Here is an 18,207-nt window from a genome sequence, read left to right as displayed (position 1 = left end):
CCAGGTGCAGCCGAGCATGGGCTCGGCTCTACGATCCCCCGGCTTTGCCCACCGAGGCCTGATCGCTCATATGCCCCCGCTGCGCAGGCGGGGTTTCGCATTTCAGGGTTAGTCTGTGCGCCTCTTCCATGGAGTCGCCCGTTGATGCGCCGCCGTTCCCTCGCCCTTGCCCTGTCCCTGCTGCTGCCGGCCGGCGCCTTTGCCCAGGCCCAGCCGCAGGCCACGCCGGTCGCGCCGCCCTCCGTCGCGCGCGGCAGCGCCACTGTGGTGCTGACCGCTGCGCCGGCCGACTGGCGCGCGCTGGATGGGCAGCGCGTGCGCATCGCCGCGCCGCTTACCCTGGCCGGTACCGATGGCCTGCAGCACTTCGGCCAGCTCACGGTGGCGTTCGATGGCCGCCTCTGGCAGCCGACCGAAGTGGCCGCGCCGGGCACTGCCGGCTATGAGCAGGTGATGGCCGACAACCGGCGCCGCCGCCTGGTGCTGGAAGATGGCAGCGATGCCCGCGACCCCGCCAGCGTGCCCTACCTGCCGGGCAACCCGGTGCTGCGCACCGGCATGCAGCTGCGCAACGTGGAGGGCATCGTGCGCGTGGACGCGCAGGGCCATCCGCGCCTGCAGGTCGAAGGCGCGCTGAAGCTGCCGGAACTGAAGCGCCCGGCAGTACCCACGGTGCCGGGAAGCCTGCACGTGGCCGCCTTCAACCTGGAGAATTTCTTCAATGGTGACGGCCAGGGCGGTGGCTTCCCGACGCTGCGCGGCGCGCGCACGCTGGACGAGCACAAGGCGCAGCTCGCCAAGCTGGTCACCACGGTCAATGCGTTGGGCGCTGATGTCGCTGCGCTGATGGAACTGGAGAACGACGGCTACGGCCCGCAGTCGGCCATCGCCGAACTGGTCGATGCGCTCAACCGCGACCGCGGCGCGCAGGGCGACTGGCGCTTCGTCGACGCCGGCAACGGCCCCGGCGACAACCCGATCCGGGTCGGCATCATCTATCGCAGCACGCGCCTGCAGCCGGTCGGCAAGCCGGCCACGCTGACCGGCGGCCCGTTCGTCGAGCACAGCCGCGTACCGTTGGCGCAGGCCTTCCAGGGCAAGCAGGGGGCGCCGTTCGTGGTGGTTGCCAACCATTTCAAATCGAAGGGTTGCCGTGACGCGGCCGGTGCCGACGCCGATCGCAACGACAATCAGGGCTGCTGGAACGCCACCCGTGTGACGTCGGCGCAGCAGCTGCACGCCTGGCTGCAGACCGATCCGACCGGTACCGGTGCCAGGGACGCGGTGCTGCTGGGTGACTTCAATGCCTACGCGATGGAAGACCCGATCCGCGCCCTGCATGATCTGGGCTGGCAGGACGCGTTCAAGGTGGCCAAGGTCGAGCATCCCTACAGCTACGTCTACAACGGCTACACCGGCCGTCTCGACCACGCGCTGCTGAACCCGGGCATGGCCAGGCGCCTGCGTGGTGCCGCCGAATGGCACAGCAACGCCGACGAGCAGGACGCCAGCGGCTACCAGGGCCGCAACGTGCAGGGCCCGTGGCGCAGCTCCGACCACGACCCGCTGCTGCTGGGCTTCGACAAGTAACGCGCCAGGCCGGGGTCGGATGCCATTCCCACGGAATGGGCTCTGACCCAAGGCATCGCGGGGTCTGAGGCGTAGGGGTCAGAGCCCATTCCGTGGGAATGGGATCCGACCCCGGGTATCGCTCACCCCCAGGCGATCATCCCGATCGCCAGCACCGCCAGCGCCAGTCCCGCGCGGTTCCACTTCGTGGTGGCCTCGCCGAAGACGAACATGCCTACCAGCGCGCCCAGCACCACCACGCCGATGTTCATGCCGGCGAACACGGTGGCCGGGCTCTCTGGCATCGCCTGGTGCGCATGCACATAGAACAGGATGTTGCCGCCATTGAGCAGGCCCAGCAGTGCACCCGCGCCGAGGTTGCGCCAGGCCAGTCGGCTGCGGCCACTGACATGCCGCCACAGCTGCATTGCCAGCATCAGCACGAAGGCGACGCTGAAACTGGCCAGCACCGCCGCCATCGACGGCGTGCCGGACAGCGCCACCTGCTTGAGCAGCACGTCCACCACTGCGAATCCGGCCCATACGCCCAGCAGCCAGCCCCAGCCGCCGGGTGAGGACGCCACCGCCGGGCCGCGCGGGCGCAGGCTGATGGCCACCATCGCCAGCAGGCCCAGGCCCAGGCCGGCCAGTTTCCAGGGCGTTGCGGTCTGGCCGAAGCACAGGAAGGCGGCGGCCAGGGAAAGCAGCAACGACAGCCGCTGCGCCACGTCGCTGCGGACGATGCCGGCCACCGCCACCGCGCGGCCCAGTACCAGGAAGATCGAGGGCAGCACCACCGCCAGCGCCAGCAGTGACAGCCACGGCGCATGCGGCGCGCGCAGCGCATCCAGCGGTGGCTGCAGCACCACGGCGGTGAGCGTTGCCGCCACCAGATAGTTCCAGGTGACCATCTGCGCAACATCCAGCTGGCGGCGTGCGGCCACCTTCAACAACACCGAAACCAGCACACTGCAGATCACGGCCAGTGACAGATAGAGCATGGGGCGGGCACAGGGCAGGGGCGGGGGACGGTATCATGGTGCCATGCACAAGCCCTTGTTCCCCGTCGCCCCCGGCGAAACCGCCTGCCTCGAACTGGACGGCCCGGCCGGCCCGCTGGACGTGGTCGTCGACCTGCCCAAGGCCGATGTGCCGGTGCAGCCGATCGTGGCCATCGTCTGCCATCCGCTGTCCACCGAAGGTGGCACCCTGCACAACAAGGTGGTCACCATGACCGCCTCCACCCTGCGCGAGCTGGGCATCGCCACGGTGCGCTTCAACTTCCGCAGCGTGGGTGGTTCGGCTGGCACCTTCGATGGCGGCGTGGGCGAGCAGGATGACCTGAAGGCCGTCGCGGCCTGGGTGCGCAGCCAGCGCCCGGACGACCGCCTGTGGCTGGCCGGTTTCAGCTTCGGCGCGTTCGTGTCGCTGAAGGCCGCCGCCACGCTGCAGCCGGAAGCGCTGATCTCGATCGCGCCGCCGGCCGGTCGCTGGGATTTCGACGGCATCGCGCCGCCGGCGCGCTGGCTGGTGATCCAGGGCGAGCAGGACGAGATCGTCGACCCGCAGGCCGTCTACCAGTGGCTGGACACGCTGGACGCCCCGCATGAGCTGGTACGCATGCCCGAGACCAGCCACTTCTTCCACCGCAAGCTGATCGACCTGCGCGGCGCGCTGACCCACGGCGTCAAGCACTGGCTGGGCGCGGCGGCATGAGTGCACCCGAGCTGACCCCGTCGCAGCGGTATGCGGAAGGGGTTGCCCGTGGCGACTGGCAGAACGATCCGGCCCAGCATGCGGCGCTGGCCGAGCTGGACCGCATCCACCTGGGCCTGCTGGACAGTGCCGAGGATGGCTGGCTGGACCGCCTGTCTTCGTTCTGGAAGAAGCCCGAGCCGATCAAGGGCCTGTACTTCTGGGGCGGCGTCGGCCGTGGCAAGACCTTCCTGGTCGACCTGTTCTACGACGGGCTGCCGATCAAGCAGAAGTACCGCACCCATTTCCACCGCTTCATGCGCAGCGTCCATGAGCGCCTGCGCGAGCACCAGGGCCAGAGCGACCCGCTGGCGAAGATCGCCCAGGAATGGCGCAGCAACCTGCGCGTGCTGGTGCTGGACGAGTTCTTCGTCACCGACATCGGCGATGCGATGCTGCTGGCGCGGCTGCTCGAGCGCCTGTTCGCCGAGGGCGTGACCCTGGTCACCACCTCCAACACCGCAGTGGAGAACCTGTACCTCAACGGCCTGCAGCGCGAGAGCTTCCTGCCGGCCATCGGCCTGCTGCAGCGCTTCTGCGTCGAGCTGTACGCCGAAGGTACCGAGGATTACCGGATGCGCGCGCTGACCCGCTCGCCGGTATACCGCGCACCGCTGGCGGCCGACAGCGACGACTGGCTGGCCACGCGCTGGAACGAGCTGAGCGGCGGCCAGCCGGCCAAGCCCGGCAACATCGAGATCGAGGGCCGCAAGATCCCGGTGCGTGGCCGCGGCAAGAGCATTGCCTGGTTCGATTTCGCCGCGCTGTGCGAAGGCCCGCGCGGGCCCTCGGATTACATCGAGATCGCGCACGAGTTCAACACGGTGCTGCTGGGCGGCATTCCCGCCTTCGACCGCTTGAATGAGGATGCCGCGCGCCGCTTCGTCAACCTGATCGACGAGCTGTACGACCGCCACGTCAACCTGGTCTGCACCGCCAGCACCTCGCCGATCGAGCTGTACACCGGCCAGCGCCTGCAGGGCGCGTTCGAACGCACCGCCTCGCGCCTGATCGAGATGCAGAGCGCCGAGTACCTGGGTACCCCGCACCGGGCGTGAGGGCGGTTTACTGTAGAGCCGAGCCCACGCTCGGCTGCCTCTGGATGATGTGCCGAAAGGGAGCCGAGCATGGGCTCGGCTCTACAGCAGCGCCGCGCAGCTATCGGGAAGGCGCCACCGCATTCCCACGCGGCCGCTCATCCGGCCCGGCCGACACCTGCAGGCCCGAGCCATCGCCGTGCTCCACCCGAACGCTCTCGCTGCGCTCCAGCAGCCGCAGCGGTTGGCCTTGGTAGCGCACTTCCAGCGCGTCATGGGTGTCGGCCAGCGACTGCACCAGCGGGCACAGCGACTGTGCTTGGGCCTCGATGCGTTCGGCGCGGCCTTCCAGCTGCTGTTCCATCTGCGCGTCCAGACGGTCGGCGCGTGCCTCCATCGCATCGCTGCGTCCGGTGAAGATCTGCCACAGCATGCTGCGGGCGATGGAGGCGGACAGCGACTCGGCCATGTCCTGCACCTTGGCCTCGAAGCCTGGCCCGAACACAGCCTGTTCCCAGTAGCCCTTGCCCAGCGTGCCGCCGATCCAGTCATCGGCCTGCCGGCGCAGGCGCCGGACCTTGCGGCTGTTGGCGGTACCGGTGAGGCTTTCATAGACCCCGTCGAGCACGTCGAAGCTCAGTCCGCTCACTTCATGGGCCAGCGCCGTGGCGGCCGGCATCAGCTGCCGTGCCCCGGCCTCCATCTGCCGAAGGCGGGCCGCGTCGGCCTCGCTGACCGGCACGACCGTGTCGTCCAGGCTCAGCACGCCATCGTGGAACACCACCTCGTGCGGTGCCTGCGGGCCATGCCGCAGCCAGATGCCACCGCTGTCCACCAGCACGTCATAGTCGGTGTGGATACCGCACTGGTCCGCGCGCAGCTTCGGGGTGTCAGCGGCAATTGCAGGTACGGTGACCACAGCAGCCAGCAGGGCCAAGGCGGGTGCTGACAGGCGCATGGTGGAATCCTTTCCGGTCATTGCAGGACCCCAGCATCCCGCGTTCGGCAGGCGCCGTCACCCGCCGAAAGTCACTGCGCGATGGCGATTCGTCCGGCCATACCGGCTTTCCCACCGGCTGCCCACCACCTATCCACAGGGTTGTCCCTAGCCAGTTTCATCACTGTCATGTGAAGCTGTCATTGTTCCGTTTTCGCGGTGCGTTGTGCCACCGCAATGACGCCTTTCGGACTTGACTGCGCAGCCCGTTCCGGCAGGTCTGAAGCGTCTGATCAGGGCGCCGATGGCACGATCCTTGCGGCGCAAGGGATTGCCGAATTTCACTACATTTGGCGTTGACGGACCCCATTACCCCCACTATCTTGTGGCCGTCGGTCGCAGCAACCCCCATTCCAGGGGTTGCCCCGGGGTACCCATCCGCGATCGTCAACGGCAGTGGCAGGCGCAGGGTCTCATCCCCTGCGACGCCGTCCTGCCATCCTGGGCTGTCATGTCCCGGGCCGCGTCACCCGATGCATCGAGCACCCCCAAATCACGCCAAGAGGACACACGCCGTGAGCACCGAATCCAGCGCCACCATCGAGAAGGAAAGCGAATTCCTGTTGACGTCGCCGCCGACGGCCAACGCGATGAGTGTGACCAAGCGCAATGGGACCACCGAACTGGTGGACCTGAACAAGATCGTGCGTGCGGTGCAGCGTTCCTCCGAAGGCCTGCACGCCGTCGACCCGATGCGCGTGGCCACCCGCACCATTTCCGGCCTGTACAACGGTGCCACCACCCGCGAGCTGGACGAACTGTCCATCCGCACCGCCGCCCTGCTGATCGGTGAAGAGCCCGAGTACGGCCGTCTCGCCGCGCGCCTGCTGGCCAACTACATCGCCAAGGAAGTCTCGGGCCAGGAAATCTACGCCTTCTCGCAGTCGGTCAGCCGTGGCCATGAAGTCGGCCTGATCAACGACCGCCTGCTGAACTTCGTGCAGACCAACGCACGCAAGCTCAACGATGCCATCGACATCTCGCTGGACCTGAACTTCGATTACTTCGGCCTGCGTACCCTGTACGACCGTTACCTGCTGCGCCACCCGCACACCCGCAAGGTGATCGAGACCCCGCAGCAGTTCTTCCTGCGCATCGCCAGCGCGCTGAGCGAGGACGTGTCCGAGACCCTGGCGCTGTACAAGCGCATGGGCAACCTGGACTACCTGCCGTCCAGCCCGACCCTGTTCAATTCCGGCACCACCCACGAGCAGCTGTCCTCGTGCTTCCTGCTGGACTCGCCGCAGGACTCGCTGGAATCGATCTATTCCAAGTACGGCGACATCGCCCAGCTGTCGAAGTTCTCCGGCGGCATCGGCGTCAGCTACACCCGCGTGCGTTCGCGTGGTTCGCTGATCAAGTCGACCAACGGCCATTCCAACGGCATCGTGCCGTGGCTGAAGACCATGGATTCGTCGGTGGCCGCAGTGAACCAGGGCGGCAAGCGCAAGGGCGCGGCCTGCGTGTACCTGGAAACCTGGCACGCCGACATCGAGGACTTCCTCGAGCTGCGCGACAACACCGGTGACGAAGCCCGTCGTGCGCACAACCTGAACCTGGCCAACTGGGTGCCGGACCTGTTCATGAAGCGCGTCGAAGCCGACCAGGAATGGTCGCTGTTCGATCCGCGCGTCGTGCCGGAGTTCACCGACCTGTTCGGCGAAGCCTTCGAGCAGGCCTACCTGCAGGCCGAAGCCCAGGGCAAGGCCAACCGCACCATCTCCGCGCGCAAGCTGTATGCCCGCATGATGCGTACGCTGGCCGAGACCGGCAACGGCTGGATGACCTTCAAGGACAAGTGCAACCGCGCCAGCAACCAGACCCTGCGCCCGGGCAACGTGATCCACCTGTCCAACCTGTGCACCGAAATCCTGGAAGTCACTTCCAACGATGAAACCGCCGTGTGCAACCTGGGTTCGATCAACCTGGGCAACCACTTCGACGAGCACAACGAGTTCGACTTCGAGAAGCTGGCCGAGACCGTTCGCCTGGCCGTGCGCCAGCTCGACCGCGTCATCGACCTGAACTTCTACCCGATCGAAACCGCCCGCCGCGCCAACCTGCGCTGGCGTCCGGTCGGCCTGGGCTGCATGGGCCTGCAGGACGTGTTCTTCCGCAAGCGCCTGCCGTTCGACAGCGCCGAAGCCCGCGCCCTGTCGAAGAAGATTGCCGAAGCGATCTACTTCCACGCGCTGGAAACCTCCTGCGAGCTGGCCCAGGAACGTGGCAAGCACCCGTCGTTCAACGACACCCGTGCCGCCGGTGGCGAACTGCAGTTCGACGCCTGGAACGTGGTGCCGGAAGACACCGCGCGCTGGGATGCCCTGCGCGCCCGCATCAAGGAGCACGGCCTGCGCAACTCGCTGATGATCGCGATCGCCCCGACCGCGACCATCGCCTCGATCGCCGGCTGCTACGAGTGCGTCGAGCCGCAGGTGTCCAACCTGTTCAAGCGCGAGACCCTGTCCGGTGACTTCCTGCAGGTCAACCGCTACCTGGTCAACGAGTTGAAGAAGCTGGGCCTGTGGACCGCCGACATGCGCGATGCCATCAAGCTGGCCGAAGGCTCCATCGCCGGCGTGGCACAGATTCCGGAAACGCTGCGCGAGGTCTACCGCACCGCGTGGGAACTGCCGATGCGTTCGCTGATCGACATGGCCGCCGAGCGTGGCGCCTTCATCGACCAGTCGGCCTCGCTCAACCTGTTCATGGAAAGCCCGAACATCGGCGCGATGTCCTCCATGTACATGTACGCCTGGAAGCAGGGCATCAAGACCACCTACTACCTGCGTTCGCGCCCGGCCACCAAGATCGCCAAGACCACGGTCAGCGCTGCGGCCCCGGCCAAGGTGTTCAGCCCGGACGAAGCCATCGCCTGCTCGCTGGAAAACCCGGAAGCCTGCGAGGCCTGCCAGTAAGACACCGCGCGGTGGGTGCCGACCGTTGGTCGGCACTCGAACACCTCGCACCTGTAGAGCCGAGCCATGCCCGGCTGCGGAAAAACACCCACGGTAGCGCCGGGCCACGCCCGGCGGCTCACCCAGGAATTCAAGGAAACACCCATGGCCGACAAGCCCAAGCAGATGCTGCTCGATCCCGGTTTTGAACTGACCCTGCGCCCGATGCGCTACCCGCAGTTCTATGACATGTACCGGAATGCGATCAAGAACACCTGGACGGTGGAAGAGATCAACTTCCAGATCGACATCACCGACCTGCACAGCAAGATGTCGCCGGGTGAGCGCCACCTGATCCACCGCCTGGTCGCGTTCTTCGCCACCGGCGATTCGATCGTGTCCAACAACCTGGTGCTGAACCTGTACCAGCACTTGAATGCGCCCGAAGCGCGCATGTACCTGTCGCGCCAGCTGTATGAGGAAGCACTGCACGTGCAGTTCTACCTGACCCTGCTGGACAACTACCTGCCGGATCCGGAAGAGCGCGCCAAGGCGTTCTCGGCGGTGGAGAACATCGACTCGATCAAGAAGAAGGCCGATTTCTGCTTCAAGTGGATCGACTCGATCCAGGACCTGACCCGTATCGAGACCCGCGAACAGCGCCGCCAGTTCCTGCTCAACCAGATCTGCTTTGCCGCCTGCATCGAAGGCCTGTTCTTCTTCGCTGCGTTCGCCTACGTGTACTACTTCCGTTCGCGCGGCCTGCTGCCGGGCCTGGCCTCGGGCACCAACTGGGTGTTCCGCGACGAGAGCGCGCACATGGAGTTTGCGTTCGAGTCGGTGCGCGTGGTGCGTGAGGAAGAGCCGGACCTGTTCGACGACGAGATGAAGCAGCAGGTCTACGACATGCTGGCCGAAGCCATCGAATGCGAAGTGCAGTTCGCCGAGGACGTGCTGTCCGGTGGCGTGGCCGGCATCTCGACCCGCGACATGCGCCAGTACCTGCAGCACTGCGCCGACCAGCACTTCGCCAAGCTGGGCATGGAAAAGAAGTACAACGTGCGCAACCCGCTGCCGTTCATGGAACTGCAGGACGTGCAGGAGCTGACCAACTTCTTCGAACGCCGCGTCTCGGCCTACCAGGTCGGCGTTCAGGGCGAAGTCGCCTTCGACATGAACTTCTGATCGAACCGGCCAGGCCTGCCGCAACGAAGAACCCCGGCCAATGCCGGGGTTTTTTGTTTCCGTAGCGTCGAGCCACGCTCGACTGCTGCTCGCAAGGAAGTCGAGCATGGCTCGACTCTACAATCAGCGCCGCCCTTCCACCGCCATGCGCACCGCCAGCCCGGCCAGCACCGTGCCCATCAGCCAGCGCTGCACCATCTGCCAGGTGGGGCGCGCGGCCAGGAAGCCGGCGATGCTGCCGGCGGTCAGCGCGATCATGCCGTTCACGCTGACGCTGACCAGGATCTGGGTGGAGCCCAGCACGATCGACTGCATCAGCACGCTGCCTTCGCCGTCCGGGTGCAGGAACTGCGGCAGCAGCGACAGGTACATCACCGCCACCTTCGGGTTCAGCAGATTGGTCAGGAAGCCCATCGTGAACAGCTTGCGCGGGCTGTCCTGCGGCAGGTCGCGCACCGCGAACGGCGAACGGCCGCCGGGCCTGAGCGCCTGCCAGGCCAGGTACAGCAGGTACAGCGCGCCGCCGATGCGCAGCGCGTCGTAGGCGAACGGCACGGTCATCAGCAGGGCGGTGATGCCCAGTGCCGCACACAGCATGTAGAACACAAAGCCCAGCGCCACCCCGCCCAGCGAGATCAGGCCAGCCATCGGCCCCTGGCAGATCGAGCGCGAGATGACGTAGATCATGTTCGGCCCGGGCGTGAGCACCATGGCCAGCGAAACCAGCGCAAAGGCCAGCAGGTCGGAAGTGGCGGGCATGGGCAGTCCTGGCAGTGGGCGTGGCGCAGTGTAACGCCTGCCGCAGGCGCGGCCTGCGCAGGCACCGCTGCCGGGTGACCGTTGCACGTGCATGCCGATGGCCATCACGCCGGTCGCTTAGAATCCGCAGCACCCCACACCGAAGCACCCCCATGACCCCGATCCCCGAGACCGTGCCGCCCACCGAAGTGCGCATGGCTGAAATCGTCTTCCCCAACCACACCAACCACCTGGGCACCCTGTTCGGTGGCCAGGCATTGGCATGGATGGACAAGGCCGCGTTCCTGGCCGCCGCCCGCTATTCGCGCCGCACCGTGGTGACCGCGCGCAGCGACCAGGTCGACTTCAAGCTGCCGATCCGCATCGGCCAGATGGTGGAAACCATCGGCCGCATCGTCGAAGTCGGCCGCAGCTCGATGAAGGTCGAGGTGGAACTGGTCGCCGAGGACCTGCACAGCGGCGAGCGCAAGCTGTGCACCCGCGGCCACTTCGTGATGATCGCGCTGGACGAGGAAGGCCACCCGATCGCGGTGCCGCCGCTGCCGGCCGCCTGAGACCACCGGCTGAACCGGTGCTTGCGGGGGCACTGCGGCGCCCCCATCTGGCAGCCATGACCCTGCCACTGACCGACTTCATCGACCGCGCCGAGCGCCTGTTCGTGCTGACCGGCGCGGGTTGCAGCACCGCCTCGGGCATACCCGATTACCGGGACGCCGACGGCCAGTGGAAACGCACGCCGCCGGTGACCTACCAGGCCTTCATGGGCGAGGCGACCACCCGCCAGCGTTACTGGGCGCGCAGCCTGCTGGGCTGGCCGCGCTTCGGCCTGGCCCGGCCCAACGGCACCCACCAGGCCCTGGCCGCCCTGGAAAGCCGCGGCAAGCTGCAGGTGCTGTTGACCCAGAACGTGGACGGCCTGCACCAGCGCGCCGGCAGCCGCAACGTGATCGACCTGCATGGCCGCCTGGATCTGGTGCGCTGCATGGGCTGCGAGCGCCGCAGTGGCCGCGAGGATTTCCAGCAGCGGCTGCTGGACGCCAATCCCGGCTGGGACGCGCTGGAGGCCGGCATCGCCCCCGACGGTGATGCCGACCTGGAGACCGATTTCTCCACATTCGTGGTGCCCGATTGCCCGCACTGCGGCGGCGTGCTGAAGCCGGACGTGGTGTTCTTCGGCGAGAACGTGCCGCGCGAGCGGGTGGCGGCGGTGCACGATCATCTGCAGCAGGCCGATGCGGTGCTGGTGGTGGGCTCGTCACTGATGGTCTATTCCGGCTTCCGCTTCGTGCAGGCGGCGGCGAAGGCAGGATTGCCGGTGGCGGCGCTGAACCGCGGCCGCACCCGTGCCGACGACCTGCTGTTGTTCAAGGATGAGCGGGACTGCGCTGAAGCCTTGTCCGGTTGGGTGGCGGGCTGAGCCGAGCGTGGGCTCGGCTCTACAAGGGGCTGTTCGGCGCTCGGCGGCATGATCGGCTGCGAAACAGCGATCCATCCAGACGGTTGATCCAGAAGCCGCGCAGCGGTGCAATACACACCCCCTACGTCGTTCATCACCCCCTTGAGCCAGCTGTTTTCGCCGATCTCGTTCGGCCCCCTGACCCTGTCCAACCGCATCGTCATCGCGCCGATGTGCCAGTACTCCGCCGAAGACGGCCGCGCCAGCGACTGGCACGCCATGCACCTGGGCAACCTGGCGCAGTCCGGCGCCGGCCTGTTGATCCTGGAAGCCACCGCGGTCGAGCCGCGCGGCCGCATCAGCTGGGCCGACCTGGGCCTGTGGGATGACGGCACCGAGGCCGCGCTGGCACAGGTGCTGGCCAGCGTCCGCCGCTGGTCGCCGATGCCGCTGGGCATCCAGCTGGGCCATGCCGGCCGCAAGGCATCCACCGCCCGCCCGTGGGACGGGGGTGGCCAGTTGCCGGCCGGCGATGCGCGTGGCTGGGCCACCGTGGCGCCGTCGCCGCTGCCGTTCCATGCCGCCGATCCGGCACCGCAGGAACTGGACGAAGCCGGCATCGCCGAGGTCATCGCCGCCTTCGCTGCCAGTGCGGTGCGCGCCGAGCGCCTGGGCTTCGAGCTGATCGAGCTGCATGCCGCGCACGGTTACCTGCTGCACCAGTTCCTGTCGCCGCTGAGCAACCGCCGCACCGATGGTTACGGTGGGTCGCTGCCGAACCGCCTGCGCCTGCTGGTGGAAGTGTTCGACGCGGTACGCGCGGCGGTGTCCGACAAGGTCGCCGTGGGCGTGCGCATTTCCGCCAGCGACTGGGTCGAGGGTGGCTGGGACCTGGTGCAGAGCGAAGCACTGGCCCAGGTGCTGGACGCGCGCGGCTGCAATTTCCTGCATGTCTCCAGTGGCGGCCTGGACGAGCGCCAGAAGATCACCGTCGGCCCCGGTTACCAGGTGCCGTTCGCGGCGGCGATCAAGGCCAAGGTGCGCATGCCGGTGATCGCCGTGGGCATGATCACCGAACCGGAGCAGGCCGAATCGATCCTGCGCCATCGCCACGCCGATGCCGTGGCCCTGGCGCGCGGCATCCTCTACGACCCGCGCTGGCCGTGGCATGCCGCCGCCGCATTGCGCGACAGCGTGGAACCGGCGCCGCAGTACCTGCGCTGCGAGCCGCGCGATGCGCGCGGCGTGTTCAAGGCGCGCTGAGGCTCACACCCGCCAGGCCGGCGCCATGCCGGCCCGCAGGTGCTCGAACAGCGCGCGGATCTTGGCGGTGAAGTCGCGGCGATCGCTGACGCAGAAATAGACCTCCATCGGCTCCGGACGCCACGTGCTGTCGGCGCCGAACACGGCCTGCAGGCGTCCATCGCGCAGGTAGGGCTCGGCCACGAACGCAGCCAATCGCGTGATGCCGGCACCGGCCGCCGCCAGCGACGCCAGCGCATCGATGTCATCGCAGACCATGCTCGGCGGTAGCACGGCGTCCACACGCTGGCCGTCCTTCAGCAGGCCCCAGCGCAACGGCCGGCCATCGGTGGGGAAGCGATGCAGCAGCCCGCGATGGCTGCCCAGATCCGATGGTTCCTGCGGGGTGCCATGGGCCTTCAGGTAGGCCGGCGAGGCGCAGAACACGAACGGCACGCGTGCCAGCTGCCGTGCGACCACGCCGTCTTCCAGCTGCGCGCCGATGCGGATGCTGGCATCCACCGCCTCTGGACCATGCTGCACGGCGCGGTCGGTCAGCCGCAGTTCCAGCTGCAGCTGCGGGTAGCGTTGCTGCAGTGACGGCAGCAACGGGGCCAGCACGTGGCGGCCGAACGCGCTGCTGCTGGCGATGCGCAGCGGCCCGGCCGGTTCGATATCACCGGAGGTGACCATCGCCTGCGCGCGCGCCAGGTCGGCCTCGATGTGGCGCACCTGCGCCAGGTACAGCGCGCCGGCCTCGCTGAGCGCCAGCTGGCGCGTACTCCGGTTCAGCAGCCGTACGCCCAGATGCGCTTCCAGCCGGTTGATGTTCTGGCCGACTGCGGTGGCGCTGATGCCAAGGATGCGGGCCGCGGCGGCAATGCTGCCGGTCTCTGCGGTGCGGGTGAAGCTGCGGATCAGTTGCAACAAGTTCATGACCGACCAGCTTGCCACGGTGATGGCCAAGTATCGCTTGGGACTGAACCAAGCGGTTCGGTTGCATCGGTGATCATCCGGCTGCTGGGCAGGAAGCTGCCCTACACTGTGGCGATGCGCCCCGATTCCATCCTCACCCTGTCCTGCCCCGACCGTACCGGCATCGTCTACCGCGTGTCCGGCCTGCTGTTCGACCACGGCTGCAACATCCTCGACGCCCAGCAGTTCGGCGATGAGGAAAGCGGCCGCTTCTTCCTGCGCGTGCATTTCGACCGTGACGCCGGCCTGCCGCTGGAGACCGTGCACGCCGCGATGGCCACGCTTGCCGAAGGCTTCGGCATGGACTGGCAGCTGCATGATGGCCGCCGCCGGGCACGCCTGCTGGTGCTGGTCAGCAAGCAGGGGCACTGCCTCAACGACCTGCTGTTCCGCGCCCACAGCGGCCAGCTGAAGGTCGACATTGCCGCGGTGGCCTCCAACCACGCCGACTTCGCGCCATTGGCCGCGTCCTACCAGGTACCGTTCCACCACCTGCCGGTAACCGCCGATACGCGTGCGGTGCAGGAGCAGCAGATCATCGACCTGGTCGAGCGCGAGCGCATCGACCTGGTGGTGCTGGCACGCTACATGCAGATCCTGTCACCCACGCTGTGCCGCGCGCTGGCCGGGCGTGCGATCAACATCCACCACAGCTTCCTGCCCAGCTTCAAGGGCGCGCAGCCGTACCACCAGGCGCATGCGCGCGGGGTCAAGATCATCGGCGCCACCGCGCACTACGTCACCGAGGATCTGGACGAAGGACCGATCATCGAACAGGACGTGGCCCGCGTTGACCATGCGATGGCACCGCGCGAACTGGTGCGGCTGGGCAGCGATACCGAATCGCTGGTGCTGGCACGCGCCGTACGCCGCCATGTGGAGCACCGCATCCTGCTCAACGGGCATCGCACGGTGGTGTTCCGGTAATCGCCCATCCCGCGTCCGCCGGGCATGGCCCGGCGCTACCCACGGGTGTGATCCGGTAGTGCCGGCCGCTGGCCGGCAACTGCAGGGATCCAGGCGTTGCCGGCCAGCGGCCGGCACTACCGTTGTGGGTCAGGCGGTCGCGATCCCCGCCTTGCCCAGCGCATCGCGCACCATCGCGTCGTTGGCTTCGGTCACCGGCCGGGTCAGGTCCCACAGGAACTTCACCCGGAAGCCGGACTTCACCGCATCCTGCGCGCTCCACAGCACGCAGTAGTCGCGGGCCAGGCCGCACACGTGCACTTCGCGGATGCGGCGTTCGTGCAGCCAGCCGGCCAGGCCGGTGGCCGGGCGTTCGCCATCGGGGCCATGGTTCTCGCGGAAGGCGCTGTACGAATCCACCTGTTGGCGCGTGCCCTTGCGCAGGATCAGGTCGGCCACGGTCCAGTCCACGCCCGGGTGCAGCGCGGCACCGGCGCTGCCCTGCACGCAGTGGTCCGGCCACAGCGTCTGCGGCTGCGCGTGCAGCAGGATGGTCTCGAAGGGGCGTTGGCCGGGGTGCTGGCTGGCGAACGAGGCATGGTCGGCCGGGTGCCAGTCCTGGGTCGCCACCACGGTGCGGTAGCGGCGCTGCGCCAACAGATCGGCGATCGGTGCCACCAGCGCATCGCCCTGGTCGCAGGCCAAGGCGCCACCGGGCATGAAGTCCGGCTGCAGGTCGATCACCAGCAGGGCGACATCGGCGGGCAGGGCGGTCATGGCAGTTCCGCTACAACAGAAGGGGCGACCAGCGTGGCCGCCCCATGCCTGCACGTCAATCGCCCTGTGGCGTCCCAGCGTCCTGCCCGTAGTACAGCAGGCCGATCCTGATCCGCTCGCGGCCATTCTCGCGGCGATGGCGGTTCGCATCGCGAAGCGAGTACACGCAGCCGCAGTATTCCTGCTGGTAGAACTGCTCGCGCTTGCTGATCTCGATCATGCGGCTGGCGCCGCCGCCCTTGCGCCAGTTGTAGTCCCAGTACTGCAGGCCTTCATAGCGCGACGCCGCACGGATCCCGCAGTCGTTGATCTGCGCCATGTTCTTCCAGCGCGAGATGCCCAGCGAAGAACTGATGGTGTCGTAACCGTGCTCGTGCGCGTACAGCGCAGTGCGCTCGAAGCGCATGTCGAAGCACATCGTGCAGCGGATACCGCGTTCGGGTTCGTTTTCCATGCCGCGTGCACGGCTGAACCAGTTGTCGGTGTCGTAGTCGCAGTCGATGAAAGGAATGCCGTGCTGCTCGGCGAAGCGGATGTTCTCCTGCTTGCGCAGCTCGTATTCCTTCACCGGGTGGATGTTGGGGTTGTAGAAGAAGATCGCGTAGTCGATCCCGGAGGCGGTGATCGCCTCCATCACTTCGCCGGAACAGGGCGCGCAGCACGAATGCAGCAGCAGGCGCTTGCCGTCGGCGGGCAGGGTCAGGGTGGGGCGTTGGAGCTCGGTCATCGTCAGGTACCGCATGGACCGCCGGCAACGGCGGTGGCCCATGCATCAGTGCGTGGGTGAACGGGTCTGGCCGGATACCGTGAACAGGACGCGCGCGGCCACACCGCCTGCACGCGCAGGACGACGACGGCCCCGGCAACCTCCCCGCGGAGATTCCAGGTCGAGTCAGGGGACGGTCGTGTCCCCCGGCCGGGGCCGGTATTCGGGCTGATGGACACGGGCCGCAGCCCACCTACTACCCGCCGCTTCCCAGGCGCGAGCCCAGTGCTGTTGGCAGGATTCGTTTCCATTCACCGCTGCGGGGCAGCTCCGGAATGGACGCGCGAGGCGCCTTCACCGGATTCCCGTTTAAATCCCTCCCCGCGCCGCAGCGATGGGAGGGATACCTTCGGCGTGTGCAAGGTGGACCTGTTGGTGGCGCCGGTCAAGAGCGCAGGGGTCAGAACCCGCTACGCTGCAACGGGATCCGACCCCAGCGGAAGGAAGGGGTCGGATCCCGCTGCCACGCAGCGGGCTCTGACCCCGGTCGGGATGCACCTTCAATGCCCCACGGCCGCCCGCGTGCGGATGTCGTCCAGCCGCTGGTCGTGCAGCAGGCGGCCGTTCTCCCACACGGTCACCATTGCGTCCTCGAAGCCGTCCGGCAGGGTGTCGTCGCCGTTGGCCGGCAGCGGCACCGTGTGCAGGCTGCCATCGTCCAGGCGGCGCAGCAGGCGCATGCGGCCACGCTTGCTGGCCTTGCCGGCGTCGGTGACCGGATCCTTGTAGACGTCGATCCACTCACCCTCGACCCGCGCCGCCGAGCACTTCAGCGCGAACTTCTGCGTATCGCGGTCCAGCCGCTGCAGCAGCGCACCGCCCATGCCGAAGGCCACGTTGTCGGCGGCGTAGCCGTCGTCGGTGATGCGCTGCAGGATCGCGCGGATGGTGTCCGGATTGATGCCATCGCCCTGGATCACCCGCACGTGGTTGAGCACGCGGTAGCCCTTGCTGTTGAGGCTATGGCCGAACGCTTCATCCAGCCGGTGCAGGCTTTCGGCCACCACCTCCACCGGGTCCCCCGAGTCCGGGCGGATGACCAGGGTGGCGCCCGAGGCGATCACTTCATCGCGCAGGGTGGTACCCCAGTGCTCGCTGATGGCGCGGTAGATGTCATAGCTGTCCGATACCACCGCCACGATCGCACCGGGCGTGCCGAACTGGCGCAGCATGTTGCGGTAGGCGTCCACCTCGCGCTCGCGGCCCCAGCTGGTGATGGTGCTGTGCTCGGCGGCGGGAATCGAATAGCCGGCCATCGGCGCGTGGTAGTGCGCGCGCGCCAGGCACAGGGCCGAGACCGTATCGGTGCCGAGGAAGTTGACCAGGTGCGCGGCACCGCCCAGCGCGGCCGATTCCAGGCTCGAGACACCGCGCGCGCCGAAGTCATGCAGCTTGAACGGCAGCTGCCCCTGCGGGTCGTCGCTGGTCTGCTGCAGGAACGCGGCAATGGTCTGCCGTGCGTGCCAGCTGATGGTGGCCACGGTGACCGGGTACCACACGCGCAGCAGCAGCGTTTCCAGGTACGACGGCACCCAGAACGCGGCCGGATCGGTCGATTCGATGGTCATCAGCGCCTGGTGGGTGGGCACCACGCTGCCCTCGGGCACGGCGCGGATGCGCACCGGCAGGTGGCCGCCAAGCCGGTCGACGATATCGCGCCAGCCGGCCTCGTTGAACGGTTCGCCATGCGCGGCGAACACCGCAGCAGCGTCGTCGATGTCGGCGTGGGTGACCGGCCGTGCCAGCGCGTCCTTGAGGATCGCCTGCAGGCCGAAGAACACCGTGCGATCGTGCAGGCCGCCACGTGATTCGACGTAGAAGAACGTGGCATCGGTACCCGGCGGGTACTGCAGCCAATGGCTGGCCTTGTAGCTGTCGGTGTTGAGGAGAAGATTATCGAGGTAGTGCATGACGGAAGCTCCTTCGCGTCGGGTGGCACCGGCGGT

General features: G+C 67.6%; 16 protein-coding genes and 1 riboswitch. Of the genes, 9 read left to right on the top strand and 7 right to left on the bottom strand.

The features are described from left to right. Positions 1–144: 144 nt before the first annotated feature. Positions 145–1,590 carry an ExeM/NucH family extracellular endonuclease gene (locus AC5P53_RS18145; protein WP_014645574.1) on the top strand — a complete coding sequence of 482 codons (1,446 nt, stop codon included), beginning with the start codon at positions 145–147 and terminating at the stop codon, positions 1,588–1,590. A gap of 122 nt (positions 1,591–1,712) precedes the next feature. Here the strand turns inward: AC5P53_RS18145 and AC5P53_RS18140 are convergent, their stop codons facing one another. Next, positions 1,713–2,570, bottom strand: coding sequence for a membrane protein (locus AC5P53_RS18140; RefSeq protein WP_046428023.1), 858 nt, complete (start codon positions 2,568–2,570; stop codon positions 1,713–1,715). Positions 2,571–2,613: 43 nt separating this feature from the next. Between AC5P53_RS18140 and AC5P53_RS18135 the strand changes: the two genes are divergently transcribed. Both AC5P53_RS18135 and zapE read left to right on the top strand, forming a co-directional pair. After that, the gene (locus tag AC5P53_RS18135) at positions 2,614–3,285 is read left to right on the top strand and encodes an alpha/beta hydrolase (protein WP_134808409.1); all 672 of its coding nucleotides are present in this window, start codon (positions 2,614–2,616) and stop codon (positions 3,283–3,285) included. After that, positions 3,282–4,382 carry a cell division protein ZapE gene (gene zapE / locus AC5P53_RS18130; protein ID WP_049441797.1) on the top strand — a complete coding sequence of 367 codons (1,101 nt, stop codon included), beginning with the start codon at positions 3,282–3,284 and terminating at the stop codon, positions 4,380–4,382. The genes AC5P53_RS18135 and zapE overlap by 4 nt, the downstream gene beginning before the upstream one ends. 100 nt (positions 4,383–4,482) lie before the next feature. Here the strand turns inward: zapE and AC5P53_RS18125 are convergent, their stop codons facing one another. Continuing rightward, positions 4,483–5,319, bottom strand: a complete 837-nt coding sequence (locus tag AC5P53_RS18125; RefSeq protein ID WP_032956617.1) for a DUF2884 family protein — start codon at positions 5,317–5,319, stop codon at positions 4,483–4,485. Positions 5,320–5,873: 554 nt separating this feature from the next. Between AC5P53_RS18125 and AC5P53_RS18120 the strand changes: the two genes are divergently transcribed. Together AC5P53_RS18120 and AC5P53_RS18115 are read left to right on the top strand one after the other, a co-directional pair. Next, positions 5,874–8,276 carry a ribonucleoside-diphosphate reductase subunit alpha gene (locus tag AC5P53_RS18120; RefSeq protein ID WP_014645579.1) on the top strand — a complete coding sequence of 801 codons (2,403 nt, stop codon included), beginning with the start codon at positions 5,874–5,876 and terminating at the stop codon, positions 8,274–8,276. A 144-nt stretch (positions 8,277–8,420) separates the two neighbouring features. Beyond that, positions 8,421–9,440, top strand: a complete 1,020-nt coding sequence (locus AC5P53_RS18115; protein WP_005420683.1) for a ribonucleotide-diphosphate reductase subunit beta — start codon at positions 8,421–8,423, stop codon at positions 9,438–9,440. Positions 9,441–9,563: 123 nt separating this feature from the next. On the opposite strand, the gene AC5P53_RS18110 is transcribed toward AC5P53_RS18115, so the two are convergent. Then, on the bottom strand, positions 9,564–10,199 hold the full coding sequence (locus tag AC5P53_RS18110; RefSeq protein ID WP_032956621.1) for a LysE family translocator: 636 nt from the start codon (positions 10,197–10,199) through the stop codon (positions 9,564–9,566). 152 nt (positions 10,200–10,351) lie between these two features. Between AC5P53_RS18110 and AC5P53_RS18105 the strand changes: the two genes are divergently transcribed. The 3 genes from AC5P53_RS18105 to AC5P53_RS18095 all read left to right on the top strand — a co-directional run bounded on the left by AC5P53_RS18105 (position 10,352) and on the right by AC5P53_RS18095 (position 12,858). Continuing rightward, positions 10,352–10,753 carry an acyl-CoA thioesterase gene (locus tag AC5P53_RS18105; RefSeq protein WP_004153688.1) on the top strand — a complete coding sequence of 134 codons (402 nt, stop codon included), beginning with the start codon at positions 10,352–10,354 and terminating at the stop codon, positions 10,751–10,753. 56 nt (positions 10,754–10,809) lie between these two features. Continuing rightward, positions 10,810–11,616, top strand: a complete 807-nt coding sequence (locus tag AC5P53_RS18100) for an NAD-dependent protein deacetylase (RefSeq protein ID WP_100450898.1) — start codon at positions 10,810–10,812, stop codon at positions 11,614–11,616. A 141-nt stretch (positions 11,617–11,757) separates the two neighbouring features. Beyond that, a complete protein-coding gene (locus tag AC5P53_RS18095) occupies positions 11,758–12,858 on the top strand; it encodes an NADH:flavin oxidoreductase/NADH oxidase (protein WP_014645582.1) in 1,101 nt (366 codons plus the stop codon). Between the two features lie 3 nt (positions 12,859–12,861). Here AC5P53_RS18095 and AC5P53_RS18090 read toward each other — a convergent pair whose 3' ends face one another. Continuing rightward, positions 12,862–13,773 carry a LysR family transcriptional regulator gene (locus tag AC5P53_RS18090; RefSeq protein ID WP_049441881.1) on the bottom strand — a complete coding sequence of 304 codons (912 nt, stop codon included), beginning with the start codon at positions 13,771–13,773 and terminating at the stop codon, positions 12,862–12,864. 114 nt (positions 13,774–13,887) lie between these two features. Between AC5P53_RS18090 and purU the strand changes: the two genes are divergently transcribed. Continuing rightward, positions 13,888–14,739: a formyltetrahydrofolate deformylase gene (purU, locus tag AC5P53_RS18085; protein ID WP_005411937.1), complete on the top strand. Its 852-nt coding sequence runs from the start codon at positions 13,888–13,890 to the stop codon at positions 14,737–14,739. A 129-nt stretch (positions 14,740–14,868) separates the two neighbouring features. Here purU and pncA read toward each other — a convergent pair whose 3' ends face one another. The 3 genes from pncA to AC5P53_RS18070 all read right to left on the bottom strand — a co-directional run bounded on the left by pncA (position 14,869) and on the right by AC5P53_RS18070 (position 18,171). Beyond that, positions 14,869–15,495 (bottom strand): bifunctional nicotinamidase/pyrazinamidase, encoded by a 627-nt coding sequence (gene pncA, locus AC5P53_RS18080; RefSeq protein WP_014645585.1) that lies wholly within the window; start codon positions 15,493–15,495, stop codon positions 14,869–14,871. A gap of 55 nt (positions 15,496–15,550) precedes the next feature. Next, a complete protein-coding gene (locus tag AC5P53_RS18075; protein WP_080281917.1) occupies positions 15,551–16,237 on the bottom strand; it encodes an epoxyqueuosine reductase QueH in 687 nt (228 codons plus the stop codon). A gap of 161 nt (positions 16,238–16,398) precedes the next feature. Then, a riboswitch (cobalamin riboswitch) is annotated at positions 16,399–16,628 on the bottom strand. A 133-nt stretch (positions 16,629–16,761) separates the two neighbouring features. After that, positions 16,762–18,171, bottom strand: coding sequence for a nicotinate phosphoribosyltransferase (locus tag AC5P53_RS18070; protein WP_241887687.1), 1,410 nt, complete (start codon positions 18,169–18,171; stop codon positions 16,762–16,764). Positions 18,172–18,207 lie beyond the last annotated feature (36 nt).

It is taken from the genome of Stenotrophomonas sp. YJH_SMC_82, from assembly GCF_059368875.1.
Note: the sequence above shows the minus strand (reverse complement) of the source record. Positions and strands in the feature narration are given on the sequence as shown.

Coding starts and splice junctions, on each gene's coding strand:
- AC5P53_RS18070 (WP_241887687.1), bottom strand. CDS start 18,171: ATGCACTACCTCGATAATCTTCTCCTCAACACCGACAGCTACAAGGCC.
- purU (WP_005411937.1), top strand. CDS start 13,888: ATGCGCCCCGATTCCATCCTCACCCTGTCCTGCCCCGACCGTACCGGC.
- AC5P53_RS18145 (WP_014645574.1), top strand. CDS start 145: ATGCGCCGCCGTTCCCTCGCCCTTGCCCTGTCCCTGCTGCTGCCGGCC.
- AC5P53_RS18110 (WP_032956621.1), bottom strand. CDS start 10,199: ATGCCCGCCACTTCCGACCTGCTGGCCTTTGCGCTGGTTTCGCTGGCC.
- AC5P53_RS18090 (WP_049441881.1), bottom strand. CDS start 13,773: ATGAACTTGTTGCAACTGATCCGCAGCTTCACCCGCACCGCAGAGACC.
- zapE (WP_049441797.1), top strand. CDS start 3,282: ATGAGTGCACCCGAGCTGACCCCGTCGCAGCGGTATGCGGAAGGGGTT.
- AC5P53_RS18115 (WP_005420683.1), top strand. CDS start 8,421: ATGGCCGACAAGCCCAAGCAGATGCTGCTCGATCCCGGTTTTGAACTG.
- AC5P53_RS18140 (WP_046428023.1), bottom strand. CDS start 2,570: ATGCTCTATCTGTCACTGGCCGTGATCTGCAGTGTGCTGGTTTCGGTG.
- AC5P53_RS18075 (WP_080281917.1), bottom strand. CDS start 16,237: ATGCGGTACCTGACGATGACCGAGCTCCAACGCCCCACCCTGACCCTG.
- AC5P53_RS18125 (WP_032956617.1), bottom strand. CDS start 5,319: ATGCGCCTGTCAGCACCCGCCTTGGCCCTGCTGGCTGCTGTGGTCACC.
- AC5P53_RS18105 (WP_004153688.1), top strand. CDS start 10,352: ATGACCCCGATCCCCGAGACCGTGCCGCCCACCGAAGTGCGCATGGCT.
- AC5P53_RS18100 (WP_100450898.1), top strand. CDS start 10,810: ATGACCCTGCCACTGACCGACTTCATCGACCGCGCCGAGCGCCTGTTC.
- AC5P53_RS18135 (WP_134808409.1), top strand. CDS start 2,614: ATGCACAAGCCCTTGTTCCCCGTCGCCCCCGGCGAAACCGCCTGCCTC.
- pncA (WP_014645585.1), bottom strand. CDS start 15,495: ATGACCGCCCTGCCCGCCGATGTCGCCCTGCTGGTGATCGACCTGCAG.